The 25,731-nt window shown below is 72.6% G+C and carries 23 protein-coding genes and 1 pseudogene; 16 read left to right on the top strand and 8 right to left on the bottom strand.

From position 1 onward, the window contains the following. Nucleotides 1-36: 36 nt before the first annotated feature. Nucleotides 37-276: a toxin-antitoxin system HicB family antitoxin gene (locus ACFYWS_RS09930; RefSeq protein ID WP_327664513.1), complete on the bottom strand. Its 240-nt coding sequence runs from the start codon at nt 274-276 to the stop codon at nt 37-39. 141 nt (nt 277-417) lie between these two features. Here ACFYWS_RS09930 and ACFYWS_RS09925 point away from each other — a divergent pair, with 141 nt between their 5' ends. The 8 genes from ACFYWS_RS09925 (at nt 418) to abc-f (ending at nt 10,878) form a co-directional block, all read left to right on the top strand. Then, on the top strand, nt 418-1,773 hold the full coding sequence (locus ACFYWS_RS09925; RefSeq protein WP_389272207.1) for a sigma-70 family RNA polymerase sigma factor: 1,356 nt from the start codon (nt 418-420) through the stop codon (nt 1,771-1,773). Further along, nucleotides 1,731-2,507 carry an ABC transporter ATP-binding protein gene (locus ACFYWS_RS09920; protein WP_389272204.1) on the top strand — a complete coding sequence of 259 codons (777 nt, stop codon included), beginning with the start codon at nt 1,731-1,733 and terminating at the stop codon, nt 2,505-2,507. The genes ACFYWS_RS09925 and ACFYWS_RS09920 overlap by 43 nt, the downstream gene beginning before the upstream one ends. 2 nt (nt 2,508-2,509) lie before the next feature. Continuing rightward, on the top strand, nt 2,510-5,074 hold the full coding sequence (locus ACFYWS_RS09915; RefSeq protein WP_389272201.1) for an ABC transporter permease: 2,565 nt from the start codon (nt 2,510-2,512) through the stop codon (nt 5,072-5,074). Nucleotides 5,075-5,138: 64 nt separating this feature from the next. Further along, nucleotides 5,139-6,029, top strand: coding sequence for an LLM class F420-dependent oxidoreductase (locus tag ACFYWS_RS09910; RefSeq protein ID WP_389272198.1), 891 nt, complete (start codon nt 5,139-5,141; stop codon nt 6,027-6,029). Between the two features lie 56 nt (nt 6,030-6,085). Next, nucleotides 6,086-6,511 carry a GNAT family N-acetyltransferase gene (locus ACFYWS_RS09905; RefSeq protein WP_389272195.1) on the top strand — a complete coding sequence of 142 codons (426 nt, stop codon included), beginning with the start codon at nt 6,086-6,088 and terminating at the stop codon, nt 6,509-6,511. A 232-nt stretch (nt 6,512-6,743) separates the two neighbouring features. After that, on the top strand, nt 6,744-8,180 hold the full coding sequence (locus tag ACFYWS_RS09900; protein ID WP_389272192.1) for a hemolysin family protein: 1,437 nt from the start codon (nt 6,744-6,746) through the stop codon (nt 8,178-8,180). After that, nucleotides 8,177-9,190 carry a hemolysin family protein gene (locus ACFYWS_RS09895; RefSeq protein WP_389272189.1) on the top strand — a complete coding sequence of 338 codons (1,014 nt, stop codon included), beginning with the start codon at nt 8,177-8,179 and terminating at the stop codon, nt 9,188-9,190. Before ACFYWS_RS09900 ends, ACFYWS_RS09895 begins: the two co-directional genes overlap by 4 nt. 59 nt (nt 9,191-9,249) lie before the next feature. Continuing rightward, nucleotides 9,250-10,878, top strand: coding sequence for a ribosomal protection-like ABC-F family protein (gene abc-f, locus ACFYWS_RS09890; RefSeq protein WP_389272186.1), 1,629 nt, complete (start codon nt 9,250-9,252; stop codon nt 10,876-10,878). Here abc-f and ACFYWS_RS09885 read toward each other — a convergent pair. Beyond that, nucleotides 10,833-11,123: a holin gene (locus ACFYWS_RS09885; RefSeq protein WP_389272183.1), complete on the bottom strand. Its 291-nt coding sequence runs from the start codon at nt 11,121-11,123 to the stop codon at nt 10,833-10,835. The two genes, abc-f and ACFYWS_RS09885, sit on opposite strands and share 46 nt — an antisense overlap. A 111-nt stretch (nt 11,124-11,234) precedes the next feature. On the opposite strand from ACFYWS_RS09885, the gene ACFYWS_RS09880 reads away from it, so the two are divergent. The 3 genes from ACFYWS_RS09880 to mug all read left to right on the top strand — a co-directional run bounded on the left by ACFYWS_RS09880 (nt 11,235) and on the right by mug (nt 14,085). Continuing rightward, on the top strand, nt 11,235-12,029 hold the full coding sequence (locus tag ACFYWS_RS09880; protein WP_389272180.1) for an SGNH/GDSL hydrolase family protein: 795 nt from the start codon (nt 11,235-11,237) through the stop codon (nt 12,027-12,029). A gap of 68 nt (nt 12,030-12,097) precedes the next feature. Continuing rightward, complete coding sequence (gene purB / locus ACFYWS_RS09875; RefSeq protein WP_389272177.1) at nt 12,098-13,537, top strand: adenylosuccinate lyase; 1,440 nt, start codon at nt 12,098-12,100, stop codon at nt 13,535-13,537. Next, nucleotides 13,534-14,085 carry a G/U mismatch-specific DNA glycosylase gene (gene mug / locus ACFYWS_RS09870; RefSeq protein ID WP_389274048.1) on the top strand — a complete coding sequence of 184 codons (552 nt, stop codon included), beginning with the start codon at nt 13,534-13,536 and terminating at the stop codon, nt 14,083-14,085. The genes purB and mug overlap by 4 nt, the downstream gene beginning before the upstream one ends. Here mug and ACFYWS_RS09865 read toward each other — a convergent pair whose 3' ends face one another. From ACFYWS_RS09865 to ACFYWS_RS09855, 3 genes are all read right to left on the bottom strand, one after another. Further along, the gene (locus tag ACFYWS_RS09865; RefSeq protein WP_389272174.1) at nt 14,086-14,883 is read right to left on the bottom strand and encodes an SAM-dependent methyltransferase; all 798 of its coding nucleotides are present in this window, start codon (nt 14,881-14,883) and stop codon (nt 14,086-14,088) included. Between the two features lie 86 nt (nt 14,884-14,969). Beyond that, the gene (locus ACFYWS_RS09860) at nt 14,970-15,713 is read right to left on the bottom strand and encodes an ABC transporter permease (protein WP_389272171.1); all 744 of its coding nucleotides are present in this window, start codon (nt 15,711-15,713) and stop codon (nt 14,970-14,972) included. Nucleotides 15,714-15,716: 3 nt separating this feature from the next. Beyond that, entirely contained in the window at nt 15,717-16,640 is a 924-nt protein-coding gene (locus ACFYWS_RS09855) for an ABC transporter ATP-binding protein (RefSeq protein ID WP_389272167.1), read from the bottom strand. Between the two features lie 108 nt (nt 16,641-16,748). Between ACFYWS_RS09855 and ACFYWS_RS09850 the strand changes: the two genes are divergently transcribed. From ACFYWS_RS09850 to ACFYWS_RS09840, 3 genes are all read left to right on the top strand, one after another. Beyond that, entirely contained in the window at nt 16,749-17,966 is a 1,218-nt protein-coding gene (locus tag ACFYWS_RS09850) for a sensor histidine kinase (RefSeq protein WP_389272164.1), read from the top strand. A gap of 14 nt (nt 17,967-17,980) precedes the next feature. After that, complete coding sequence (locus ACFYWS_RS09845; protein WP_389272161.1) at nt 17,981-18,631, top strand: response regulator; 651 nt, start codon at nt 17,981-17,983, stop codon at nt 18,629-18,631. A 130-nt stretch (nt 18,632-18,761) separates the two neighbouring features. After that, the gene (locus tag ACFYWS_RS09840; RefSeq protein WP_389272158.1) at nt 18,762-19,919 is read left to right on the top strand and encodes an ROK family protein; all 1,158 of its coding nucleotides are present in this window, start codon (nt 18,762-18,764) and stop codon (nt 19,917-19,919) included. Between the two features lie 183 nt (nt 19,920-20,102). Here the strand turns inward: ACFYWS_RS09840 and ACFYWS_RS09835 are convergent, their stop codons facing one another. Beyond that, nucleotides 20,103-20,864 (bottom strand): GntR family transcriptional regulator, encoded by a 762-nt coding sequence (locus tag ACFYWS_RS09835; RefSeq protein ID WP_389272155.1) that lies wholly within the window; start codon nt 20,862-20,864, stop codon nt 20,103-20,105. A 203-nt stretch (nt 20,865-21,067) separates the two neighbouring features. Then, the gene (sigJ, locus tag ACFYWS_RS09830; protein ID WP_389272152.1) at nt 21,068-21,949 is read right to left on the bottom strand and encodes an RNA polymerase sigma factor SigJ; all 882 of its coding nucleotides are present in this window, start codon (nt 21,947-21,949) and stop codon (nt 21,068-21,070) included. Nucleotides 21,950-22,101: 152 nt separating this feature from the next. Here sigJ and ACFYWS_RS09825 point away from each other — a divergent pair, with 152 nt between their 5' ends. Further along, entirely contained in the window at nt 22,102-22,932 is an 831-nt protein-coding gene (locus tag ACFYWS_RS09825) for an alpha/beta fold hydrolase (RefSeq protein WP_389272149.1), read from the top strand. A 36-nt stretch (nt 22,933-22,968) separates the two neighbouring features. Here ACFYWS_RS09825 and ACFYWS_RS09820 read toward each other — a convergent pair. Continuing rightward, nucleotides 22,969-23,805: pseudogene (locus ACFYWS_RS09820) on the bottom strand (DMT family transporter); the annotation flags it as partial. A 103-nt stretch (nt 23,806-23,908) separates the two neighbouring features. On the opposite strand from ACFYWS_RS09820, the gene ACFYWS_RS09815 reads away from it, so the two are divergent. Continuing rightward, the gene (locus tag ACFYWS_RS09815; RefSeq protein WP_389272146.1) at nt 23,909-25,348 is read left to right on the top strand and encodes a PLP-dependent aminotransferase family protein; all 1,440 of its coding nucleotides are present in this window, start codon (nt 23,909-23,911) and stop codon (nt 25,346-25,348) included. The last annotated feature ends 383 nt before the right edge of the window (nt 25,349-25,731 follow it).

The raw sequence follows: 25,731 nt of genomic DNA, 5'->3' as shown, positions 1-25,731 counted from the left end.
AGATGCGGCGGTTCGTTCAGCGGTTCATTCGACGGCTCACTCAACGGGGCGGCGCCGACCTTCGGTGTCCGCGCCGAACTCCTCGGCGAACACCGACTCGTACTGCTTCATGAAGTCGGCGGCGGCGTCGACGAACGTCCGCCCCTGCTCGCCCGCGTCGCGCCGCACCAGCTCCTCGATGTACCGGTTCACGCTCACCCCTTGGGCGAGCGCGCGCTCGCGGGCGGCGCGGGCGGTGCCCTCTTCCACCCTGACGTTCAGCTGCGTCTTGGCCATACCTCCACGCTAGCGCCGTTGTGCTAGCACCGGCAAGGCGCGGACGATCGATCGTCTGTGCCTCTCCACACCTTTGATCTCCGGCTGTACTCTCGCGGGCCGGACGGGACAGGACCTGCGGATGAGCGCGAAGGGGCCCTCATGCCGATGGACATACCGGACACACCGAATGCCACCGCGGCCGCGGGCCGTGACACGTACCCCGAGCGCTGGCTGCGCGTCTGGAGCCACCGCGAGGACCTGCTCAGAGTCGCCCGGCACAGATCCATGACCCCGGAGGACGCCGAGGACGCGGTGCACGAGGCGATGCTGCGCGCGGCGGAGCGTCCCGGCCTGGACGACGAGCGGCTCAGCGGCTGGCTCACGACGGTGACGATGCGGCTGTGCGTCGACCGGCACCGGCAGGTCACGCGGGAGGCCGAGGTGCACCGCAGCCCGACGCTGACGGTGCCGGGCCCCGTCCCCGTCGACGAGGCCGTGTGCGACCGGGACGAGGCGCGCTGGCTGGCGGCCCGCAGCGCCCAGCTGCCCGAGCGGCAGGCCGAGGCACTGCGGCTGAAGTCCGAGGGCCTCGACGTGGGCGAGGTCGCCCTGCGGATGCGGCTCGGCTACCGGACCGTCGAATCGCTGCTCGCGCGGGCCCGGCGCACCTTGCGCACCACCTTGGCGGGGACGCTGGGGCTCGCCGCGCTCCTGTGGGGCCGCGGGAAGCTGCTCGCGAGCGGTCCGGCGCAGGTCGTCGCGGTGTCCTCGGCGACGGGGGGCCTGGTGGCGGCGGGGTTCGTTCTGCCGTACGCCGCCGAGCACACCGCCCCTCGGCCACCGGCCGGGCCGCGGGCGGCGGGGGCGCCCACGGGCGAGGTGCGGCCCGTGGGCGCGCCGCGTCCCGCCTCCGCGCTCCCCCGCGCCCGCCAGACGCGGGGTGCTCCGCACCCGGCCGTCCTGTCGCCCGCCCGCACCGGTCCGAGTCCGGAGCGTCCGCGTTCCACCGGGGAGGCACCTGCGCGGTGGTTGCCGACGGTGGCGCTGCCGACGCTTGCTCCGCCGGTGGTGGCGCTGCCCTCCGTTTCGGTGCTGGGAGTGACGGCGCCGGGAGTGACGGTGTCGCTGCCTGCGCTTCCGCCCACGCCACGGGGCTCCGCCGCGGACCCCGCCGGCTCTCGTCCGGAAGCGGGGCTTGATCGGCGGAACCCGCCGCCGGCCACGCCTGCCCCGAGGCCTGACGAGCCCCGGAAGAATTCCGCCCCCGCCGCGACGGACCGCCCCCACCTCCCCGTAGAGCAGGTGTCAGAAGTGCGTCAGCACGGCCGGCGGGGCCACCCCGGCACCAGCACCCACCACCGGCAGAGGCCCGTTGTCAGTGCGACAGACTATCCTCGGACCCGATATCGAGCCTCGGAGCCCGATGCACAACTGGCTTACGGAGTAAGGGAGTTGGGGTGGGGGGAACGGGTGTGGTCAAGGATGCCGCCGTCGCCGCGCGGGCCCGGGGCCTGACGAAGGCGTACGGCTCCGGCGAGACGCAGGTGCTCGCTCTCGACGCGGTGGACGTGGACATCGCGCGCGGCCGGTTCACGGCCGTGATGGGCCCTTCGGGCTCGGGCAAGTCCACGCTGATGCACTGCCTGGCCGGCCTCGACACGGTCTCGGCGGGACAGGTGTGGCTCGGGGAAACGGAGATCACGGGCCTGAAGGAGCGCGAACTGACGCGGCTGAGGCGTGACCGGGTGGGCTTCATGTTCCAGTCCTTCAACCTGATCCCGACGCTGAACGCGGCGGAGAACATCACGCTGCCGATGGACATCGCGGGCAAGTCCCCGGACCCCGAGTGGCTCGCGCAGGTCATCGACACGCTCGGCCTGCGGGACCGGCTGAAGCACCGTCCCGCTCAGCTGTCCGGCGGGCAGCAGCAGCGCGTCGCGTGCGCGCGGGCGCTCGCCGCGCGCCCCGAGCTGATCTTCGCGGACGAGCCGACGGGGAACCTGGACTCGCGGGCCGGGCTCGAAGTGCTCGGATTCCTGCGCCAGTCGGTCGACGAACTGGGCCAGACCGTGGTCATGGTGACCCACGACCCGGGCGCCGCCGCCCACGCGGACCTGGTGCTCTTCCTCGGTGACGGCCGCCTCGTGGACGAGATGCGGGAGCCGACCGCCGAGGCCGTCCTGGAGCGCCTTAAGCGGTTCGACAGCGTGCGCGGACCCGTCCCCGAGCACCCGAGCCCCCGGGCGTAGCCATGTTGAAGGCGACGTTACGGAGCTTCCTGGCGCACAAGGGGCGCCTTGTCCTGTCCGCGCTCGCCGTCGTCCTGTCGGTGGCGTTCGTCGCGGGCAGCCTGATCTTCTCTGACACCGTGTCGCGCACCTTCGACCGGCTCTTCGCTTCGACGTCGGCGGACGTACGGGTGGGCCCCGAGGAGGACGATCTCGACGAGTCGGTGCCGTCGGGCACGGTGCGTACGGTGCCCGCTTCGCTGGCGGGGCGGATCGACCGGGTCGACGGCGTGGCCGCCACGCACATCGACGCCGGGGTCGAGAACATCACCGTCGTCGACCGGCACAACAAGTCGGTGGGGCCGACCACCGGCGCGCCCACGATCGCCACCAACTGGGAGCCCACGGACCGCAGTCCGGTGCGCCTGACGTCGGGGCACGCGCCGCGCGGCGCCGGTCAGGCACTGCTCGACGCGGACACCGCCGACAAGAAGCACGTACGCGTCGGGGACACGCTCACCGTCCTCGCCGAGCCCGGCTCGTTCAAGGTCGAGGTCGTGGGCATCGCCACGTTCCGTACGACGAACCCGGGCGCGGCCCTCGTCTTCCTGGACACCGGCACCGCGCAGCGCAGGCTGCTCGGCGGCACCGGCCGGGCGACGAGCATCGCGGTGGACGCGGCGCCGGGCGTCGCCGACGCGACGCTCAAGCGGCGGATCGGCCAGGAGCTGGGCGGGGCCTACGACGTGAAGACGGCCGACGAGGACGCGAAGTCGGCCGCCGAGGACCTGGGCGGGTTCCTCGACGTCATCAAGTACGTGATGCTCGGCTTCGCCGGGATCGCCGTCCTGGTCGGCGTGTTCCTCATCGTCAACACGTTCTCGATGCTGATCGCCCAGCGGACGCGGGAGTTGGGGCTGCTGCGGGCACTCGGCGCGGACCGCCGGCAGGTGCGGCGCTCCGTGCTGACGGAGGCGGTGCTGCTCGGGCTCGTCGGTTCGGCGACCGGGCTCGCGCTCGGGGTGGGGCTCGCCGTCGGGCTCATCAAGCTGATGGGCGCCTTCGGGATGAACCTCAAGTCCACGGAGATGGTGGTGGGCTGGGGCACGCCTGTCGTGTCGTTCGCGGTCGGCGTCGGGGTCACGTTCGTGGCCGCGTATCTGCCGTCGCGGCGCGCGTCCCGCGTCTCCCCGATGGCCGCGCTCGCCGACGCCGAGATCGCGGGTGTGGGGCGGCCGTTGAAGGTCCGGGCACTGGTGGGCTCGGTGATCGGCGCGGCCGGAGCCGCGGCGCTGATCGGCTGCTGGGCGGCGGACGAGACCGGGTCGGCGGCCTCGCTGCTCGGCCTCGGCATCGTCCTCACGCTGCTCGCGACGGTCGTCGCGGGGCCCCTTCTCGTACGTCCCGTGATCCGGGTCCTCGGCGGCTCGTTCCCCAGGGTGTTCGGCTCGATCGGCCGGATGAGCCAGCGCAACGCGCTGCGCAATCCGCGCAGGACGGGTGCGACGGCCGCCGCCCTGATGGTGGGGCTCGCCCTGGTGGCGGGGATGTCGGTGGCGTCCGCCTCCATGAGCAGGTCCTTCGACGAGCAGATCGACGACACGCTCGGCGCCGACTTCACGGTGCAGAACGCGAACTTCATGCCGTTCCCGCAGGAGGTCACCCGGAAGATACGGGCGACGGACGGCGTGGGTCTGGTCGTGCGCCAGCGGTTCAGCGCGCTCGCGGTGCGCATGCCGGACGGGAAGCGGGTGAAGACGACGGCTGCCGGGTGGGACCGGCGGGTCGACGACGTCGCGCACGTCACGTACGAGCGGGGCACCAGCGCCGCGGGCCTGGCACCTCAACATCTGCTGCTGCAGAAGGAGTTCGCCGACGAACACGGGGCACGGATCGGCAGCGTGCTGCCCGTGGAGTTCCCCGGCGGGAAGCGCACCGAGCTGACGGTGGGCGCCCTGACCGACCAGCAGGCCAACGACTTCGGCATGTCCGGAGGCTTCGCGATGGGCCTGCCCACGCTGGAGAAGCACGCGCCGGGCGGCCAGGACTCGGCGGTGTACGTGAACGCCTCCTCCGGCACTTCGCCCGATGTGCTGCGCGAGCGCCTGGAGAAGACGCTCGACCCCTATCCGCAGGTACAGGTGCGCGACCTCGCCGACTACAAGGAACTGATCCACGGGCAGATCGCGGTGCTCCTGTATCTGGTGTACGCGCTGCTCGGCCTGGCGATCGTCATCGCGGTCCTCGGCGTGGTCAACACGCTTGCCCTGTCGGTCGTGGAACGGACGCGGGAGATAGGGCTGCTGCGGGCGATCGGGCTCGCGCGGCGTCAGTTGCGGCTCATGATCCGCCTGGAGTCGGTGGTGATCGCCGTGTTCGGGGCGGTGCTCGGGCTCGCGCTCGGGCTCATATGGGGCGTGGTCGCGCAGCGGGTGCTCGCGCTGGAGGGCATGAAGGCGCTGGCGATCCCGTGGTCGACGATCGTCGCGGTGGTGGTCGGCTCGGTGGTCGTGGGCCTCGCGGCGGCGCTGCTGCCGGCGCTGCGGGCCTCGCGGCTGAACGTGCTGGCGGCGATCGCGCACGAGTAGCGGGCCGGGCGTAGGGTCGACTCGCGGTAACTGTCCATGTTTCAAGGAGAGTTCAGGAGACCCCATGAGTACGGAAGGTTCGGGGACGACGCGCCCGTTCCGCTTCGGCGTCAACCTGGTCACGCCCGCGCCGGACGACGCGTGGCGCGCCAAGTGCAGGCGGGCCGAGGAGCTCGGCTACGACGTGATCCTCGTGCCCGACCACCTGGGCGCCCCGTCGCCGTTCCCCTCGCTCGTGGCGGCGGCCGACGCGACGAGCCGGCCGCGGGTGGGGACGTTCGTCCTCAACTGCGCGTTCTGGAACCCGGTGCTGCTCGCCCGCGAGGTCACCACCACCGTCGCACTCACCGGCGGCCGCCTCGAACTCGGCCTCGGCACCGGCTACGTACGTGAGGAGTTCGAGCAGGCCGGTCTGGAGTGGGGTACACCCGGCAGCCGCGTCGACCATCTGCGACACACCATCGCAGAGCTCGACCGGCTGCTCTCCGCGCCCGACCAGGGCCCCCGGCCCCCTCTCCTGATCGGCGCGAACGGCGACCGGATGCTGCGGATCACCGCCGGGCACGCCGACATCGCCGCGTTCACCGGGGCCCGGGCGCCCGCCGGGAACGCGGGCGGGCTCGAACCACTGACCGGTGACGAGCTGGAGGAGCGGGTCGCCAGGTACCGGAAGTTCGCCGCCGACCGCCCGGAGAGCGCCGAACTCAACCTACTCGTGCAGCTGGTGGCGGTGACGGACGACAGGCCCGCCGCCGTCCAGCCCCTCCTCGAACATCTGCCGCGGCTCACGCAGGAGCAGGTCCTCGACTCACCGCTGCTGCTCGTCGGCACCGTCGAGGAGATCACGGAGCAGCTGCTGGCGCGGCGCGAGCGGTTCGGGTTCTCGTACATCACCGTCCTGGAGCCGTCCATGGAGGCGCTCGCGCCGGTGATCGAGGAGCTGCGGGGCCGCTGATCGTCCGGCATGTGAAATCCGCGGCGTCCTGCGATCCGCGGTGGTGGGATCGGACCATGAGCGATCTCCGTGTACGTGCCGCAGGACCCGCCGATCTCGACGCCGCGCTCGCGTTCTGGAAGGAGGCCGCGGAGGGCACCAGCATCAGCGACGACCGCGCGGGCGTCGGGCGCCTGGTCGAGCGGGACCCCGAGGCCCTGCTGCTCGCCGAGCGCGACGGGGAGCTCGTGGGCACGGTCATCGCCGGGTTCGACGGCTGGCGCTGCCATCTCTACCGGCTCGCCGTGCACCCGCGGGCGCGGCGTCAGGGCATCGGGTCCGCGCTGCTCGCGGCGGCGGAGGAGCGGTTCGTCGCGCTCGGCGGGCGCCGGGGGGACGCGATGGTCCTTGACCGGAACGAGAGGGCGCAGCACGCGTGGCGGGCGGCGGGGTACGCACCCGATCCCCGGTGGTCCCGCTGGGGCAAGCTGCTCACTGACTGACGATCCCGCAGCGGGGAAATCCGTTTTGCCGGTCCTTTACCATGAATGAGTCACTCGAACTCTTACGACTCGAACTCTTACAACTCGAACTCCTACGACTCGACTCTTGCGAAAGGTGTGAGCGTCCGGCCATGGGCGAGCCCCCTAGTCCCCGGTCCGTCTCCCCGCGCGGCCCCCACGAGCGCGCATCCGTCCCGGCCCTGGCCGACCATGGGACGGAGGTGACGTACCGATGACCGAAGTACTGCTGCTCGTCGTCGCGGTCCTGCTGTCGCTGGCCTGCGGCGCGTTCGTGGCCGCGGAGTTCTCGCTGACGACCGTCGAGCGCGCTGACCTCGAAGAGGCCGTCGAGCGCGGTGAGCGCGGCGCGGCCGGCGCCCTGCGGGCCGTACGGAACCTCACGTTCCAGCTGTCCGGCGCCCAGCTCGGCATCACCGTCACCAACCTGGTCGTCGGCATGCTCGCCGAACCGTCCATCTCCAAGCTCCTGTCGGGGCCGCTGGAGTCCCTCGGCCTGTCCGAGGGGGCCTCCAGCTCGGTCGCCCTCGTGCTGGGCACCGCGCTGTCGACCGTGTTCCTCATGGTCGTCGGCGAGCTGGTGCCGAAGAACTGGGCGATCTCCGAGCCGCTGGCCGTGGCGAAGAAGGTGGCGACGCCGCAGCGCTGGTTCAGCGCGGCGTTCCGCCCGTTCATCACGCACCTCAACAACACCGCGAACCGGCTCGTGCGCCGCTTCGGCATCGAACCGACCGAGGAGCTGGCCTCCGCGCGCGGCCCGCAGGAGCTGATGGCGCTCGCCCGGCACTCGGCGAAGGAGGGCGCCCTGGAGGCGGACACCGCCGAGCTGTTCGTGCGCACCCTGAACCTCGCCGACCTGACCGCGGAGAACGTGATGACGCCGCGCGTCCAGGTCATGGCCCTCGACCTGCAGGCCACCTGCGAGGACGTGGCGAACGCGACGCGGGCCACCGGCCTGTCCCGCTTCCCCGTCTACCGCGGCAGCCTCGACTCGGTCGTCGGTGTCGTGCACATCAAGGACGTCCTCGCCGTGCCCGACGAGCAGCGCTCCCGCAAGGGCGTCACCGACCTGCTGCGCGAGCCGCTGCTCGTACCGGAGACGCTGACCGTGGACCGGCTGCTCGACCGGCTCTCCGGAAAGCGGACGATGGCCGTGGTCATCGACGAGTACGGCGGCACGGCCGGTGTCGCCACCCTGGAGGACATCGTCGAGGAAGTCGTCGGCGAGGTCCGCGACGAGCACGACCCGCACGAGACCTCCGACATCGCGGCCGCGGGCACCGACCCGGAGGGCCGCACGCTCTACTCGGCCGACGGCGCCGCCCGCACCGACCAGCTCGCGCGGGTCGGACTGCGTGCGCCCGACGGGCCGTACGAGACGCTGGCCGGGCTCGTCGCGACGGAGCTGGGCCGGATCCCGGCCATCGGCGACAGCGTCGAGGTCACCGGGTGGCGGCTCGACGTCGTGGACGCGCACGGGCATCGCGCGGCCCGCGTACTGCTGCACGCGCCGCTGGTCCTGGACACCGAGGAACGCAGGGCGGCGGACGAGTCGAAGACCGGCCGGGCGTCCGCGAAGGCCAGGTCGGCGACCAGGTCCGCCAAGGCCGACAAGGCCTCTCAGGAGAAGGAGAAGGGGGCGGCCCGATGACCGCGATCCAATTGCTCATCGGCCTGGCGACTCTCTTCGTCAACGCCTTCTTCGTGGGCGGCGAGTTCGCGATGATCTCGGTGCGCCGCAGCCAGATCGAGCCGTACGCCGAGGAGGGCGACCGGCGCGCGCGCAGCGTCATGTGGGGCCTGCAGCACGTGTCGGCGCTGCTCGCCGCGGCGCAGCTCGGCATCACGCTGTGCACGCTGGTGCTCGGCATCGTGGCGGAGCCGGCCATCGCGCATCTGCTGGAGCCCGCGTTCGACGCGGTCGGCGTACCGCACGGCCTGGTCCACCCGATCTCGTTCGTGATCGCGCTGGCCGTGGCGACGTATCTGCACATGCTGCTCGGCGAGATGGTGCCGAAGAACATCGCGCTCGCCGAGCCGGTGCGCTCGGCGCTGCTGCTCGGTCCGCCCCTGGTCGCCGTCGCGCGCGCCCTGCGACCGGTGATCTTCGCGATCAACGCCTTCGCGAACGGGCTGCTCAAGCTGCTCCGCGTGGAGGCGAAGGACGAGGTCACGGCGACGTTCTCGGACGACGAGCTGGCCCGCATGGTCAAGGACGCCTCCGACGCGGGCCTGATCGACGACCGCGCGCAGGAGCGCCTGCACGACGCGCTGGAACTCGGCCGGCGGCCCATCAAGGACGTCGTGCTGCCGATCGAACGGGTCGTCTACGCGCGCGTGGGCGTCACGCCCGAGGAGCTGGAGCGGCTCTCCGCCGAGTCCGGTTTCTCGCGCTTCCCCGTGGTGGACGAGGGCCGGCGGATCGTCGGCTATCTGCACGTGAAGGACGCGCTGGACGCGATGCCGCGCGATCTGCCGTTCCGGGTGCCGGACATGCGGTCCATCGCGCGCGTGCGGGAGACGACTCCGCTGGACGACGTGCTGACCGCGATGCGCGGCAGCCGTACGCACGTCGCGGCGGTGCTCGGCGCGGACGGCCGGCTCGCCGGTCTGGTGACGATGGAGGACGTGCTGCGGGAGCTGTTCGGCCAGCCGGTGTGAGCCCTTCGTAGGGCCGTTCCGCATGGCCGGGAAATCCATAGGGCGGGGAAAGGGGAGGCATGAGCCAGCTCGTCCTGAAGGACGTGTCGTACGGATACCCGGACCGGCCGGTCCTCGACCGGATCTCGCTGTCGGTGCGGCCCGGCGAGAAGGCGTGCGTCATCGGCGAGAACGGTTCCGGCAAGTCGACGCTGCTGCGGCTGCTCGCGGGCGAGCTGGCCGCCGCGGAGGGCTCCGTCGTGGTCGGCGCCGACGGCGGCACCGGCTACCTCGCCCAGACGCAGCCGCTGCCGCCCGGGGCCACGGTGCAGGACGCCGTCGACGCGGCGCTCGCCGAGCTGCGCGACCTGGAGCGGCGGATCACCGAGGCGGAGGCGTCCCTCGGTTCGGCCGGGCCCGGCGCGCTGACGGCGTACGCCGATCTGGTGGCGGCCTTCGAGGCGCGCGACGGCTACCGCGCGCACGCCCGTCTTGAGGCGGCCCTGCACGGGCTCGGCGTCCCGCATTTGGCGCGCACGCGCACGCTCGGCTCCTTGTCGGGCGGCGAGGCGGCGCGGCTCGGTCTCGCCTGCGTCCTCGCCCCGCGGCCCGAGCTGCTGCTCCTGGACGAGCCGACGAACCACCTCGACGACCAGGCGCTGAGCTGGCTGGAGGAGCGGCTGCGGGCACACCGCGGCACCGTCGTCGCCGTCACCCACGACCGCGTCTTCCTCGACCGGGTGGCCGGCGCGATCCTGGAGGTCGACGGCGACCGGCAGTCCGTCGCCCGCTACGGCAACGGCTGGGACGGCTACCTGGAACAGCGGACCACCGTGCGGCGCCGCTGGGAGGAGCGCTACCGGGCGTGGTCCGACGAGGTGGACCGGCAGGAGGGAATCGCCGAGGACACGTCGGCGCGCCTCTCCGGGGGCTGGCGGATGCGGGACAGCAGCACGTTCGCCAAGTTCTCCAAGCACCAGCGGTCCGTGGAGGGCCAGGTGTCCGGCGTCGTCCGCAACGCGCGCGAGCGCCTGCGCAGGCTGCGCGCCGATCCGGTCCCGAAACCGCCGGAGCCGTTGCGGTTCCGGGTGGGTGAGGGTCCGGAAGGCGGTGACCACCCCTTCCTCCACCCCGTGGAGGTGACCGATGTCGTCGTCGAGGGGCGGCTCGCGGTCGACCGGCTGGTGCTGGAGCCGGGCTCGCGCACGCTGGTGACCGGGCCGAACGGTGCGGGCAAGTCGACGCTGCTCGCACTCCTCGCCGGGCGCCTCGCACCGGATCGCGGAACGATCCAACTCCCGCCGCGCATCGGCCACTTGACGCAGGAGGTCGCGCACGACGGCGCCGCGCAGCCGCTCCTCGACGCGTTCGCGGCCGGGCTCGGCGGGCTGCCCGATGAGCACGCGCAGGCCCTGCTGGCGCTCGGCCTGTTCCGTGAGGAGGACCTGGCCGTGCCGGTGCGGAACCTCTCCGTCGGCCAGCGCCGTCGGCTCGATCTGGCCCGCCTGGTCACCCGCCCCGCCGATCTGCTGCTCCTGGACGAGCCGACGAACCACGTCTCCCCCGCGCTCGCGGAGGACCTGGACGAGGCGCTGGCCGGCTACGCGGGCACGCTCGTGGTGGTCTCCCACGACCGCAGGCTACGGGACCGCTTCGAGGGCGATCAGGTGTGCGTGGCGGGCGGGTCCGTCGTGGGCGTCGTGGGCTGAGGGCGCGGCGTCGCGGGATCCGACATCGGCGTTTCCAGCACGCCCGGCCCGTGCGGCCCGATGCCCGCGGTGCCGACGGCCGTGAGGACCGCGAGCAGTGCGGCGAGCCCCGCCGTGCCGAGGGCCGCGGCCCAGTCGACGTCCAGCAGGTTGGTCGCGCCCGCGACCAGCACCGCCGCGAGCGCCTGCGCGAACGTCCGGATCGCCCGCTCGGCGGTGGCCTTCCAGAAACCGATGCTCCACATGATCCGCTCCCCCGTTCACCGTGTCCGCTCCCGGCATACCGCCGCGGGGCGCCGCTGCACAGACCCACGGCACCCAGCACTTCGTTGCCTCGGGATACCATCGACACAGCCATGCACACGAACCCCCACCACACCAGCCTCGTCGCGGTCGGCGACTCCTTCACCGAAGGCATGTCGGACCTGCTGCCGGACGGTTCCTACCGAGGATGGGCCGACCTCCTCGCCGCCCGGATGGCCGCGCGCACCCCGGACTTCCGCTACGCGAACCTCGCCGTGCGCGGCAAGCTCATCGGCCAGATCGTCGACGAGCAGATCGACGTCGCCGCCGCGATGAAGGCGGATGTCGTGACCCTGGTCGGCGGCCTCAACGACACCCTGCGCCCCAAGTGCGACATGGTCCGCGTCCGCGATCTGCTCACGCGGGCCGTGGAGACGCTTGCCCCGTCCTGCGAGCAGCTCGTCCTGATGCGCAGCCCCGGCCGCGACGGCCCGGTGATGGAGCGCTTCCGGCCACGCATGGAGGAGCTGTTCACCTGCATCGACGACCTGGCGGCGAAGCACGGCGCCCTCGTCGTCGACCTGTACGGCGCGCCGGTCCTCGGCGACCAGCGCCTGTGGGACGTCGACCGGCTGCACCTCACGGCGGAGGGCCACCGCCGGGTCGCCGAGGCGGTCTGGCAGGGCCTCGGCTACGACGCGGAATCCGACTGGCGCGCCGCACTGCCGTCCACGCTCCCGCCGAACTGGGTGACACGCCGACTGACCGACGCCCGCTTCGCCAAGCAGCACCTCGTGCCGTGGATCGGCCGCCGCCTGACGGGAAGGTCGTCGGGCGACGGCAGGGCACCGAAGCGGTCGGAGCTGAGCCCGTACGCGGAGGAGTCGCGGGACCGCTCGGCTTCCTAGGGCCTGTACGTTCCTACATTCGGACGACGGTTCGGAGCCTGTAGGGACGCCCGGTAAACTCAGGTCACGTGACTGCGCCTGCAAAGCCCCGTATCCCGAATGTTCTCGCCGGCCGCTATGCCTCCGTCGAGCTCGCCACCCTCTGGTCCCCCGAGGAGAAGGTGAAGCTGGAGCGACAGCTCTGGCTCGCCGTGCTGAAGGCCCAGAAGGATCTCGGGATCGACGTCCCGGATGCCGCCATCGCCGACTACGAGCGTGTGCTCGACCAGGTCGACCTGGCCTCCATCGCCGAGCGCGAGAAGGTCACGCGGCACGACGTGAAGGCCCGTATCGAGGAGTTCAACGCGCTCGCCGGGCACGAGCAGGTCCACAAGGGCATGACGTCCCGGGACCTGACGGAGAACGTCGAGCAGCTGCAGGTCCGGCTCTCGCTGGAGCTGGTCCGCGACCGTGCCGTCGCCGTTCTCTCCCGCCTCGGCAAGCTGTCCGGCGAGTACGCCGAGCTGGTCATGGCCGGCCGCTCGCACAACGTCGCGGCGCAGGCCACCACCCTCGGCAAGCGCTTCGCGACCGCCACCGACGAGCTGCTCGTCGCGTACGGCCGGGTCGAGGAGCTGCTGAACCGCTACCCGCTGCGCGGCATCAAGGGCCCGGTCGGCACGGCCCAGGACATGCTCGACCTGCTGGGCGGCGACGCCGACAAGCTGGCCGATCTGGAGCACCGGATCGCTCAGCACCTGGGCTTCTCGCAGGCATTCACCTCCGTCGGCCAGGTCTACCCGCGCTCGCTCGACTACGAGGTCGTGACGTCGCTGGTGCAGCTGGCCGCGGCACCCTCGTCCACCGCCAAGACGATCCGGCTGATGGCCGGGCACGAGCTGGTCACCGAGGGCTTCAAGCCGGGCCAGGTCGGCTCCTCCGCGATGCCGCACAAGATGAACACCCGCTCCTGCGAGCGTGTCAACGGCCTCATGGTGATCCTGCGCGGCTACGCGTCGATGACCGGCGAGCTGGCGGGCGACCAGTGGAACGAGGGCGACGTGTCGTGCTCGGTGGTGCGCCGCGTGGCGCTGCCGGACGCGTTCTTCGCGCTCGACGGTCTGCTGGAGACGTTCCTGACGGTGCTCGACGAGTTCGGCGCCTTCCCGGCCGTCGTCGCCCGTGAGCTGGACCGCTACCTTCCGTTCCTCGCCACCACGAAGGTGCTCATGGCCTCGGTGCGCGCGGGCGTCGGCCGCGAGGAGGCCCACGAGGCCATCAAGGAGAACGCGGTGGCCTCGGCCCTCGCGATGCGCGAGCAGGGCGCCGAGCGCAACGAGCTGCTCGACAAGCTGGCCGCCGACTCCCGGATCCCGCTGGACCGTGCGCAGCTCGACGAGCTGATGGCGGACAAGCTGTCCTTCACGGGCGCCGCCGCCGGTCAGGTCGCGCAGATCGTGGCCCGCGTCGAGGAGATCGCGAAGCAGCACCCTCAGGCCGCCGGTTACACGCCGGGGGCGATCCTCTGACCTCGCGCCCTACGCAGGCGAACCTGGAGGCCGCTCGTGACCGTCTCGTACCGGACGTCGTCGCGAGCGGCCTTCGGGTTCTGTTCTGCGGGATCAATCCGGGCCTGATGACGGCGGTGACCGGCCACCACTTCGCCCGCCCCGGCAACCGCTTCTGGCCGGTCCTCCACCTGTCCGGTTTCACGCCCCGGCAGCTGAAGCCGTCCGAGCAGCAGGAGCTCCTGTCGTACGGGCTCGGGATCACGAACGTCGTCGCGCGCGCCACCGCGCGGGCGGACGAGCTGAGCGCGCAGGAGTATCGGGAGGGCGGTCGGGTGCTCGCCGAGAAGGTCGGCGAGCTGCGGCCGCGGTGGCTCGCCGTGGTGGGTGTGACCGCGTACCGGTCCGCCTTCGGTGAGCCCCGGGCGAAGATCGGCCCGCAGGAGCGGACGATCGGCGGCGCCCAGGTGTGGGCGCTGCCCAACCCCAGTGGTCTGAACGCCCATTGGACGGCGGCGACCATGGCGGAGGAGTACGCACGCCTCCGCGAGGCCGCCGCTACCCGGTGATCACGGCTTGCGGGCCACCGCGCCGAACTGGGCGACCTGCGTGCCCTCCTCGTCGCGCCAGCGCGCGCACGAGACGAGGCCGGGTTCCACGAGGTCCAGGCCGTCGAGGAACGCCGCCACCTCGGCGCCGGTGCGGGCGGTGATCGGCGGCTTCGCGTTCTCGTTCCAGAACTTCATGGCCTCCTCGTTGCCCTCGCCGCCGAGTTCGAGGGTGGGGTGGGTGAGCACCACGTAGCTGCCGGAGGGGATCGCGTCGACGAGCTCGCGCACGATGGACGCGGCCTCCTCCGTGTCGAGCACGAAGTTGAGGATGCCGAGCAGCATGACCGCGACGGGCTGCTCGAAGTCGAGGGTCTCGGACGCCGCGTCGATGATCGCCCTCGGGTCACGGGCGTCCGCGTCCACGTAGTTCGTCCGGCCCTCGGCGGAGCTGGTGAGCAGCGCGCGGGCGTGGGTGAGGACGATCGGGTCGTTGTCCACATAGACGACGCGCGCGTCCGGCGCGATCCGCTGGGCGACCTCGTGCGTGTTCTCGACGGTCGGCAGGCCCGTGCCGATGTCGAGGAACTGGCGGATGCCCGCCTCGCCGGCGAGGAAGGTGACGGCGCGGCCGAGGAACGCGCGGTCGGCGCGGGCGACCTCGCCGATGCTCGGGTACATGGACGTCACCATGTCGCCGACCTCCTCGTCGACCTCGTAGTGGTCCTTGCCGCCCAGCCAGTAGTTCCACACGCGCGCGTTGTGCGCGATGTGGCTGGAGATCCGTCCCTCCGGCCTCGTCCCGTCGGCGTCACTCATGCGGTCTCCCTCGTACGTTGCCGGGCTCTGCTCAAGATCCCATCTTGGCACGGGAGTTCGACGGTGCGCGCGACGGGCCCGCCGCTCTACGCGTCCCTGCGCCGCACCGCCCACCATCCGGCGAGCACCGCGACCGCCGCCCACAGCGCGGTCACGCCGAGCCCGGACCACGGGCCGAGGAGGCCCTCCGTGTGCTGGTGGAGGATCTGCTGGCCGGCGCGGTCGGGCAGGAGGTCGGCGACCGAACCCGCGATGTCCCCGACGACGAAGGACACGATCAGCAGGAACGGCACCAGGATGCTCAGCACGGCCACCGCGCTGCGCAGCACGGCCGTGAGCCCCGCCGCGAGCAGCGCCATCAGCGCGAGGTACACCCCGCCGCCGAGGCAGGCCCGCAGCGCACCCGGGTCACCGAGGTCGAGCGTGTACGGGCCCATGAACGCCTGGCCGACGAGGAACGTGGCGAAGACGGTGAGCAGGCCGACGACGAGCCCGCAGCCGCCGATGACCGCCATCTTCGCGGCGTAGAAGAGGTTCCGGTTCGGCACGGCGGCGAGGGAGACGCGCAGCGCGTTGTTCAGGTATTCCGAGGAGACGGCTGTGGCGCCGAAGGCGAGCACCGCGATCTGCCCGAAGTTGAGGGCGTAGAAGGCGCCGAAGAGCAGGTCCTCGCCGTTGTCGGCCTCGGCCTGGCCGACCGTCGGGAACACGAGGGCCGTGACGGCGAGGGTCGCGATGAAGACGGCGAGCAGCGAGCCGAAGCTGCCGCGCAGCGATCTGACTTTGATCCACTCGGAGTGCAGTACGGCGGTGGTGGACGTGGCGGTCATGGGTCAGGCCTCCTGGAGGGGCGCGGCGGCGAACTCGGTGTCGTTCGCGGTCAGGGAGAGGTAGGCCTGCTCCAACGATGCCTGTTCGTCGGCGAGTTCGAGGACGGGGACGCCCTCGGCGGCGGCCAGCGCGCCCACGTCGGCGGCGGTGACGCCCTCCACGTCGCAGCGGCCGTCGTCGGCGAGAGACACCGTGTGTCCGGCGCGCACGAGCGCGGCTCTCAGGCGTGCGGGGTCCGTGGAGCGCACCCGTACGCGGCGTGCGCTGTGCGCGGCGATGAACTCCGGCATCGGGGTGTCGGCGAGGAGCCGGCCGCGGCCGAGGACGACGAGGTGGTCGGCGAAGGTCGCGGTCTCGTTCATGAGGTGGCTGGAGACCAGCACCGTGCGTCCCGCGCGGGCGAGGTCGCGCATCAACTCCCGGATCCAGATGATGCCTTCGGGGTCGAGGCCGTTGGACGGCTCGTCGAGCAGCACCACTTCGGGTTCGCCGAGGAGCGCCGCCGCGATGCCGAGCCGCTGCCGCATGCCGAGCGAGAACGTCTTGACGCGCTTCTTCGCCACGGCGGCGATGCCGGCCTGCTCCAGCACCTCGTCGACGCGTCGCGTCGGGATCCGGTTACTGGCCGCGAGCGCCCGCAGATGGTCCCGCGCGGTGCGGGAGCCGTGCGCCGCCTGCGGATCGAGCAGGGCGCCCACCACGCGCAGCGGTTCGTCGTACGTGGCGTAGGGGCGGCCTCCGATGAGCGCGGTCCCGGAGGTGGGGCGGTCGAGGCCGAGGGCGAGGCGCATCGTGGTGGACTTGCCGGCGCCGTTCGGGCCGAGGAAGCCGGTGACGCGGCCGGGCTCGACCTGGAAGGTCAGCCCGTCCACGGCGCGCGTCGTCCCGTACTCCTTGCTGAGGTCCTTGACGTCGATACTGGTCATGCCCACAGAATCGTCCGCGCCAGGGCCCCCTGGCCTCCCCCACCGGTGGAGTTCGCCTCCCCCGTGCGGGGGAGCCGTCGGGCGCGGGGCGACTGGCACGATGACGGTATGCCCCGCTTCCTGAGACCGCTCGCGCGCGCGGTCACGTACACCCGCTGGCTGCATCTGCTCTGCTCGTCGGTGCTCGCCTTCGTGTTCGCGATGGTCTACCCGGGGCTCTCCGCCCCCTCCGTGGGTGCCTGGGTGCTCATCTATGTGATCCCCGTGCCGCTGCTCCTGGCGCTCGGCGCGATTCCGGTGATGCGGCGTTCGGAGGGGCTGCAGGCGCGGATGATGCTGTTTCCCGGGAAGCACGCGCGCGTGGCCGGCACCGGCGCGGAGCGTGAGATCTCGGTCGCGCCCTCGGCCTCGTGGCAGGACCGCGGCAGGACATCGGCCTGGCTGGTGTTCCGGCTGTTCCTGGGGCTCTCGGTCGCCCTGTTCTCGGGTCAAGTCGCCGCGCTGGCCATGGAGTTGACGGGCGCGGCCATGGGCGAGCGAGTCGACGAGCTGTCGGCGCTGCCAGTGCCGGAAGCGGCCTGGTTGTGCGTGGCGGCGATCCCCTTCGTCCTGCTCTTCCTTGTGTACGTGGCGGCGGGCGCGGGGTGGCTGACGGCTCGCACGGCGCAGGTGCTCCTCGGGCCGTCGGGGGCGGATTGGCTTGCCGCGCTGGAGGAGCGCACCGAGCAGTTGCTGGAGCGCAATCGCATCGCCCGTGAGCTGCACGACTCCATCGGCCACGCGCTGACGGTCGCCGTGGTGCAGGCGGGCGCGGCGCGCGCTGCGGGCGATCCGGCGTTCACGGACCGGGCCCTGGGCGCCATCGAGGAGACCGGCCGGGCCGCCCTGGAGGACCTTGAGCGGGTGCTCCTGGTGCTGCGCGAGGCGGAGCAGCCGGTGGGCAGCCGCCCCACGCTCCAGGAGGCGGACCGGCTGCTCGACTCGGCGCGGGCTTCGGGGGCGAAGGTGGAGGTGACGGTGACCGGCCCGCTGGAGACGGTGCCGGGGCCGGTGTCCCGCGAGGGCTACCGCATCCTCCAGGAGGCGCTCACGAACGTGCTGCGGCACTGCGGAACCGTGCCGGTCACCGTGACCCTCCATGTCGCGGACAAGCACCTCGTCCTGGAGGTACGCAATCCCCTGCCGCCCGGACGCGGCTCCGGGCACGGCGGTACGGGCAGCGGGCTGCGCGGTGTACGGGAGCGCGCGGCGCTGCTCGGCGGCCACGCCAGGACGGGCCCGCTCGGCGACGAGTGGCAGGTTCACGTCGAACTGCCGGTGGAGTGATCTAGGCTGACGGCGTGCCGCTCACCGTGCTTCTTGTCGACGATGAACCTCTGGTCCGCGCGGGCCTGCGCGCCGTGCTCGAAGCGCAGCCGGACATCACGGTGGTGGGCGAGGCCGCGGACGGCGCGGCGGTCGTCCCCCTGGTCCGCGAGCTGCGACCCGACGTCGTCGCCATGGACGTCCGGATGCCGCTGCTCGACGGGATCGAGGCCACGCGCGCGGTGCTGCGCGGCGCGGAGCGGCCGCCGAAGATCCTCGTGATCACCACGTTCGAGAACGACGAGTACGTGTACGGGGCGCTGCGCGCGGGCGCCGACGGCTTCCTGCTGAAGCGGGCGCGCCCCGAGGAGATCGTGCACGCGGTTCGTCTCGTCGCGGCGGGCGAGTCGCTCCTGTTCCCCGCGGCGGTCCGCAAGTTGGCGGCGGAGTACGGGAGTTCGGCGGCCCGCGCGGCACTGGAGCGCGCGGCGCTGACCGAGCGCGAGGGACAGGTCCTGCGGCTCATGGCGCGCGGTCTGTCGAACGCGGAGATCGCCGCGGACCTGGTCGTCGGCACCGAGACGGTCAAGTCCCACGTCAGCGCGGTGCTGACGAAACTGGGCGCGCGGGACCGCACGCAGGCGGTGATCGCGGCGTACGAATCGGGGTTCGTGGCGCCGACGTGAGACCCGACCTGCACCGATTCGGCTGCGCGCGGCCGAACAACGTACGTCACAGAGGTGCACCCGACTCTCGCCGCTTTCCGCGGCTGCGGGTACCATCCGGCGAACACGCGCGACGGCGGGGAGGACGACGGTGGGGCGGCTGACCGGCGGGGATCCCTCTCTGCTCAGGCGGATCAATTCCGCGGTGGTGCTGCACGCACTGCGTTCCACCGATTTCGCGACGCTCACCGAGGTCACCCACGTCACCGGCCTGTCGCGGCCCACTGTGGAGGGCGTCGTCGAGGGGCTCATCGTGGCCGGGCTCGTCGTGGAGACCACGGTCGAGGAGCCGGGCGCGCGGCGGCAGGGCCGGCCCGCGCGCAAGTTCCGCTTCCGGGCCGAGGCCGGGCATCTGCTCGGCCTGGAGATCGGCCCGCATCGGGTGGCCGCGGTGCTCTCGGCGCTCGACGGCAGGGTGCTCGGTTCGGCGTCCAAGGAGGTCGACGAGGCCGCTCCGGCGGACGAGCGGCTCGAAAGGCTGCGCGGCACCGTCGCCGATCTGCTGCGCCGCGCGGGCGTGGCCCGTGGCTCGCTGTGGGCGGTCGGTGTCGGCAGCCCCGGGATCGTGCAGGCGGACGGGACGGTGCGGCTCAGCACCGCGCTGCCGGGCTGGACCGGGCTTCCGCTCGGCGAGCGGCTGCAACGCTCCTTCAAGTGCCCGGTCCTCGTGGAGAACGACGCGAACGCGGCGGCCGTGGCCGAGCACTGGAAGGGCGCCGGGTCGGACACCGACGACATGGTGTTCGTCCTCGCCGGGCTCAGCCCCGGGGCCGGCGCCCTGATCGGCGGCCGCCTGCACCGTGGTTTCGGGGGCGCCGCCGGGGAGATCGGCGCGCTGCACCTGCTGGGCCGCGAGGTGCGGCCCGAGGCGCTGCTGTCCACCACGGACGAGCCGCTGCACCCGCTGGACGAGCTCGCCGTGGCGCACGTGTTCACGCTGGCGCGCGAGGGCGACGACCGGGCGTCCGCCGCGGTCGAGCGGTTCCTTCAGCGGCTGGTGCACGACGTGGCGGCGCTGGTGCTCGCGCTCGATCCGGAACTGGTCGTGGTGGGCGGCTGGGCCGCGGGGCTCGACGGCGTACTCGAACCGCTGCGGCGAGAGCTGGAGCGGTACTGTCTGCGGCCGCCGCGGGTGGCGCTGTCGACGCTGGGCGAGGCGGCGGTGGCCACGGGAGCATTGCGGCTCGCGCTCGACCACGTGGAAGAGGAACTCTTCGCTACGGAGGGCACGGTCACGGCCCGCCGGTGACAGCAGCTCCGCCGACGACCGGGTTTGCGGCCACCCGTGGCCCGGTGCGCGGTCCCTCGCGCCCCTGCGAGCTCCCGGTCGACCGACCGTCGCCGCTCACCCGGAGCCCGGTGCGCAGTTCCCCGCGCCCCCAGAAGAACCCGTCACCGCTCGCCCGGACGCCGAGCGGCGGTCACCCGGGGGTCAGGACGCCCGCGTCTGCGGAGCGTGGTGGATCTCGACGCCCGCCGTGTCACCGAAGGTGAGCCGGCAGGTGTCCGCGCGGTAGGTCGCCACCGAGACGGCCGCGGTCGTGCCGCGGCTGAAGTAGCGGGTCGTGACGACGAGGACCGGGGCGCCGGGCAGCCGGTCGAGTTCCTTCGCGTCGTCGGCGCGGGCCGAGCCCAGCTCGACCGCGCGGTCCTCCCCGTCCAGGCCAAGGCGCTGCAACTCCCGCACGACCGCACGCGCGCGTGCGGCGCCCGACGCGGCGTCGATGGCCGTCAGGTCGGGGGCGGAGCCGGCGGGGACGTACAGCAGCTCGGCAGCGACCGGCTGGCCGTGCGAGACGCGCGTGCGGCGCAGGACGTGCACCTCGGTGTCCGGCGCGGTCTCCAGGGCGGCGGCGACGGCGCTCGGCGGGACCTCGACGGCGGAGTCGACGGCCTGCCACGCGTCTGCGCTGCCACCGGGCCAGTCCCGGTCGTTCGACGCGACGGCGACGCCCATGCGGGGCGGCGCGACCGTGGTGCCGACGCCGCGACGGCGCTGCAGCCGGCCTTCCAGCTCCAGCTGCTCCAGAGCCTGGCGGAGTGTGGCGCGGGCGACGCCGAAGCGGGCCGCGAGGTCACGCTCGTTCGGCAGGATCTCGCCCACCGTGAACTCGGAGTCGAGCGCATCGGTGAGCACGGTCTTCAGGTGCCAGTATTTCGGCTCCGGAGCCGCTTCCAACTGCGTGGTCCCCACCCTGTCCTCCGCAACAGCCGTGCCCTGGCAGCTTTTTATCGCCCTTGTTTATTAAAGGTTCCTGCCTTATCTCTGCGAGAGTAGGACCGTTCTCGGAACTTGGTCAATACCAATCGTCGTCGGGTTCTCACGTGGGGGAACGCGGAAGACCCGCCCCCGCATGTGCGACGGGAGCGGGCCTGGGCCGGGTGTCCGGCGCGCGTCTACGCGAGCGAACCGAGCTTGTCCGGGTTGCGCACGATGTAGATCTGCTGGATCCGGCCTTCGTGCAGGCCGAGTTGGAGGACGGAGTCCGGCTTTCCGTCTCCGGTGACGAGCACGCCGAGGGTGCCGTTGAACTCCACGAGCCGCAGCTCGAAGTCGCCGGAGCCTCCCTGCCGTACGGCGCCCTGGACGAACCGCCCCACCTTGTCGGCGGTCTCGATGACCCGCAGCGGCGCCCTGGCCTTGCCTCCGCTGTCGCCCACGAGCCGGGCGTCCGGGGCGAGCATGGCCATCAGCCCGTCGAGGTCGCCCTCGGTCGCGGCGGCCAGGAAGCGCTCGGTGAGGTCGCGCTGCTGGACGGGGTCGACGTCGAAGCGGGGCCTGCGCTCGTCCACGTGCTTACGCGCGCGTGCGGCGAGTTGTCGCACGGCGGCCTCGCCGCGCTCCAGCGTGCCGGCGATCTCCGCGTAGGTCAGGCCGAAGGCTTCCCGCAGCACGAACACCGCGCGCTCTAGCGGCGAGAGGGACTCCAGGACGACGAGTACCGCGAGCGACACGGAGTCGGCGAGGACGGCGCGCTCGGCGGTGTCGGGCACCGTGGGCCCGAAGTCGGTGACGAGCGGCTCGGGCAGCCAGGGGCCTACGTAGGACTCGCGGCGCGACTGGACCTGCCGCAGCCGGTCGATGGCGAGGCGGGTGGTGACGCGCACCAGGTAGGCGCGCGGTTCGCGGACGTCGGCGCGGTCCGCGCGGGACCAGCGCAGCCAGGCGTCCTGCACCACGTCCTCCGCGTCGGCGACCCGGCCCAGCATGCGGTAGGCGACGCCCATGAGGACGGGGCGGTGCTCTTCGAAGTCATCGATCTCTGTGTCGGTGGCCACCCACCCATCCCATAGGACACCTCGGGCGCTGTCCAGCGGGCGCCGTACTACTTCGGCTACGCGGCTTGAACTGCGCGCTACTGAGCGGTAATTGTTGCTGACAAGGTGTCTAAGGAACCGTCGCGGCGTGGCGGGGACAGGGAGTGAGCGACATGTCGACAGAGGCGTCCTTCAATATCGAGAGCGCCGGCGGGTCCCGCACCGTGCGCCTCGCGTACGAGCGCACGGGCAGCGGTGAGCCGCTGCTTCTGCTGCACGGGATAGGGCACCACTGGGAGGCCTGGCAGCCGGTGCTGCCGATCCTCGCGGCGGAGCGGGACGTGATCGCGGTGGATCTTCCGGGGTTCGGGAAGTCGCCCGCGCTGCCGGACGGACTCGCGTACGACCTGGCCGGCGTGGTCCCCGTCCTCGACGCGTTCTGCCGCCATCTCGGGGTCGAGCGGCCGCATGTGGCGGGGAACTCGCTGGGCGGGCTGCTCGCCCTCGACCTCGGCCGGGAGAAGCTCGTACGGTCCGTCACGGCGCTCTCCCCCGCCGGGTTCTGGACCGGGGCCGAGCGGCGCTACGCCTTCGGGACGCTGCTCGCGATGCGGGCGGGCGCGCGGGCCATGCCGGTGCCGGTGATCGAGCGGCTCTCCCGCTCCGCGGCGGGGCGCGCGGCGCTCACCAGCACCATCTACGCGCGGCCCGGCCGCCGTTCACCCGAGGCGGTCGTCGCGGAGACGCTGGCCCTGCGGGAGGCCACCGGGTTCCGGGAGACGCTGGACGCCGGTCGTTCGGTGCTCTTCCAGGACGACGTCCAGGAGCTGCCGGTCACCATCGCATGGGGCACCAGCGACCGCATCCTCGTGCGCCGCCAGGGCATCCGCGCCAAGCACGTCATCCCGCGGGCCCGCCTGATCAAGCTCCCCGGCTGCGGACACGTCCCGATGAACGACGACCCGGCGCTGGTCGCGCGGGTGATCCTCGACGGGAGCCGCTGAGCGCCGCGCGAACACACCGGAACCCAGGGCGACCCCGGCGGCGACGAGCGCGCTGCCCGCGCCCTGGGCGATGCCGTACGTACCCGAGCCGACCAGCGGCGCGGTGCAGGCCGCCGCGACGGGGATGAGCCCGGAGAACAGCGTGGCCCGCTCGGCGCCGATCCGCTGCATACCCATGTACCAGCACACGAAGCCGACCACCGTGACGACCACGGCCTGCCACGCCAGGGCCGCGAACTCGGCGCCGTCCGGCCTGCGCAGCCAGCCGCCGCCGTCCACGACGATCCCGGCGACGGCGGACTCCAGAGCGGCGATCCCGCACACCGCGCAGGACAGCAGCCGGGGGCCCAGCGGGCGCAGCACCGGCACGGCGAGCACGGCGAAGCCGACCTCGCCCACGAGCGCGCATACCGAGAAGGCGATCCCGGCGACGTCCGTACGCCCCCACCCCTGGACGGTGAAGGCCCCGGCCGCCACGAGCAACGCCCCGTACAGGACTGCCCGGCTCGGCCGCACGCCTCTCACCAGGGGCACCAGGACGGCGACCACCACGGGCGCGCATCCTACGAAGACGCCGGGTACCGCGGGTTCGGCGGAGCGTTCCGCGGCGAGGACCGCGAGGTTGAAGCCCACCATGCCGACGGCGGCGAGCAGCGCGAGCCGGGCCCACTGGCGCGGCGTGAGCAGCCGCAGCGGGCGCAGGCCACCCCTCCCGACCAGCGGCAGGAGCAGCAGGCACGCGACGGCGTAGCGGAGGAACTGGCCGCCGGCGTACGGGTAGTGGCCCAGGACGCTGTTGGCGGTGAACGAGCCGCCCACCAGGACGCAGGCGAACGTGGCGAGCAGGGAGCCGCGAAGGGAAGTGGCGTTCATGGACGTGACGTTAAGAATCACGGGTGGTCCGCCACGAGGTCCATTCGCGCAGCTGTATCGGGGACCAATCACGGACACCGGGAGGCCACCGTAGGCTCCCGGTATGACACAGCCGGCCATCCCCGAGGGGCGTGAATCCCCCTCGCCCGCCTGGGAGTTGCTACTGCCCGCCTCGTCCGCCCCGGCACGCGCGCGTGGCCGTGCCCTCCAGTCCGCGCTGCGGGACGCGGTGCGTTCGGGGCGACTCGCTCCCGGCACCCGGCTGCCGTCGAGCCGGGATCTGGCCCGGGACCTCGGGGTGTCGCGGGGCCTGGTCACGGAGGCGTACGAGCAGTTGACGGCCGAGGGGTACCTGCGCGCAGGGCGGGGCGCCGGGACGTGGGTGGGTGAGGCGGCGCGGGCGGCCGCGCCGGGCGCGAGCGATCTGGCGCCACGCCGGCCGACCGGTGTGCGGGCCGACTTCGTGGCGGGCACCCCCGACCTGTCGCTGTTCCCGCGTGCGGCGTGGTCGGCGGCACAGCGCGCGGTCCTCGCCGACCTGCCGCACCACACCCTCGGCTACCCGGACCCGCGCGGCCTGCCCCGCCTGCGCACGGCCCTCGCCGAGCTGCTCACCCGGCGGCGCGGCGTGGTGGCGGACCCGGAGCGGATCACCGTGTGTTCCGGGGTGACGCAGGCGGTGACGCTGCTCGGCATCGTGCTCCGCGCGCGCGGGCAGCACCACATCGGCGTGGAGAACCCCGGCAGCCCGCAGTACGAGGACCTGTTCGCGACCGTGGGGTCGCGGGCGGTGCGCCTCCCGATGGACGACGAGGGGCTCGCCATGGGGCCGCTGCGGGAGTCCGGGGTCCGCACGGCGATCACCACCCCGTCGCACCACTTCCCGTCGGGCATCGCGTACTCACCGCGCCGCAGGGCACAACTCCTCTTCTGGGCGCGGCGGTTGGGCGGCCTGGTCGTGGAGGACGACTACGACGGGGACTTCCGCTACGACCGGGCCCCCGTGGGCGCGCTGCAAGGGCTCGACCCGGAGCACGTCGCGTACACCGGATCGGTGAGCAAGTCGCTGGCGCCGGGGCTGCGGCTCGGCTGGCTGATCGTGCCGGACGCGCTGACCGACGACGTCGTCGCGCGCAAGCGCTACATGGACCTCGGCAACCCGGCCCTCGACCAGGCGGTGCTCGCCCGTTTCGTCGAGCGCGGCGATTACGACCGCCACCTGCGCCGCTGCCAACGCGCCTACAAGGAGCGCCGCGACGCCCTGGTGACGGCGCTGCACGCACACCTGCCCGGCACCGAGGTCTCCGGCATCGCGGCGGGGCTCCACGCCATCGCCACGCTCCCCGAGCGCTACGGACCGCACCAGGAGCTCCTGGACCGCTGCGCGTCCGCCGGGGTGTCCGTCCGCGCCCTGGACCACTACGGAGGGGACGCGGGCGTCGGCGTGTCCCTGGTGATCGGCTACGCGCACCTGCCCCCGGCCCGGATCACCGAAGGGGTACGCCTTCTGGCACAGGCCGCTCCGCGCGCCAGGTTCCCTTGATGGTGGGGGCAGTTGTTCACGCCCGGGAAAGATCGCATCCAGAGGAAAGTGGCGCGGGGTGTGGAAGCGATCGCTAGGCTGGCGAAGCCAGTCTGCGAGCTCCGTAAGGCACGAACCGGCTTGTCCGGGGACACGGTTGTTGTGCGGGCGTCGAACAGGCGGGTGTCACCGGGGCCGTCCCGGTGTGGGGCCCTGTCATCGGTCCCGCGCCCGAAAGGGCGGATGCGACCTCGATGCCGCCGCCAGCGGTAGCCAAGGAGCGCGACGAGGCGCGAACCGCTGAGCACTCGAGCTCGGCCGTTCACGGCCGAGAAGATGACTTGGGGTTCGCGTGTGCGCCGTGGCACGCCAGTAGGAGTGGCAGCACGGCGCCGCGCGCAGGC

The organism is Streptomyces sp. NPDC002795, assembly GCF_042888725.1.
In the GTDB taxonomy this organism is placed as follows: domain Bacteria; phylum Actinomycetota; class Actinomycetes; order Streptomycetales; family Streptomycetaceae; genus Streptomyces.
This window is presented reverse-complemented; position numbering and strand designations above follow the sequence as displayed.

Coding starts and splice junctions, on each gene's coding strand:
- ACFYWS_RS09930 (WP_327664513.1), bottom strand. CDS start 276: ATGGCCAAGACGCAGCTGAACGTCAGGGTGGAAGAGGGCACCGCCCGC.
- ACFYWS_RS09925 (WP_389272207.1), top strand. CDS start 418: ATGCCGATGGACATACCGGACACACCGAATGCCACCGCGGCCGCGGGC.
- ACFYWS_RS09915 (WP_389272201.1), top strand. CDS start 2,510: ATGTTGAAGGCGACGTTACGGAGCTTCCTGGCGCACAAGGGGCGCCTT.
- ACFYWS_RS09910 (WP_389272198.1), top strand. CDS start 5,139: ATGAGTACGGAAGGTTCGGGGACGACGCGCCCGTTCCGCTTCGGCGTC.
- ACFYWS_RS09905 (WP_389272195.1), top strand. CDS start 6,086: ATGAGCGATCTCCGTGTACGTGCCGCAGGACCCGCCGATCTCGACGCC.
- ACFYWS_RS09900 (WP_389272192.1), top strand. CDS start 6,744: ATGACCGAAGTACTGCTGCTCGTCGTCGCGGTCCTGCTGTCGCTGGCC.
- ACFYWS_RS09895 (WP_389272189.1), top strand. CDS start 8,177: ATGACCGCGATCCAATTGCTCATCGGCCTGGCGACTCTCTTCGTCAAC.
- abc-f (WP_389272186.1), top strand. CDS start 9,250: ATGAGCCAGCTCGTCCTGAAGGACGTGTCGTACGGATACCCGGACCGG.
- ACFYWS_RS09885 (WP_389272183.1), bottom strand. CDS start 11,123: ATGTGGAGCATCGGTTTCTGGAAGGCCACCGCCGAGCGGGCGATCCGG.
- ACFYWS_RS09880 (WP_389272180.1), top strand. CDS start 11,235: ATGCACACGAACCCCCACCACACCAGCCTCGTCGCGGTCGGCGACTCC.
- ACFYWS_RS09865 (WP_389272174.1), bottom strand. CDS start 14,883: ATGAGTGACGCCGACGGGACGAGGCCGGAGGGACGGATCTCCAGCCAC.
- ACFYWS_RS09860 (WP_389272171.1), bottom strand. CDS start 15,713: ATGACCGCCACGTCCACCACCGCCGTACTGCACTCCGAGTGGATCAAA.
- ACFYWS_RS09855 (WP_389272167.1), bottom strand. CDS start 16,640: ATGACCAGTATCGACGTCAAGGACCTCAGCAAGGAGTACGGGACGACG.
- ACFYWS_RS09850 (WP_389272164.1), top strand. CDS start 16,749: ATGCCCCGCTTCCTGAGACCGCTCGCGCGCGCGGTCACGTACACCCGC.
- ACFYWS_RS09825 (WP_389272149.1), top strand. CDS start 22,102: ATGTCGACAGAGGCGTCCTTCAATATCGAGAGCGCCGGCGGGTCCCGC.
- ACFYWS_RS09815 (WP_389272146.1), top strand. CDS start 23,909: ATGACACAGCCGGCCATCCCCGAGGGGCGTGAATCCCCCTCGCCCGCC.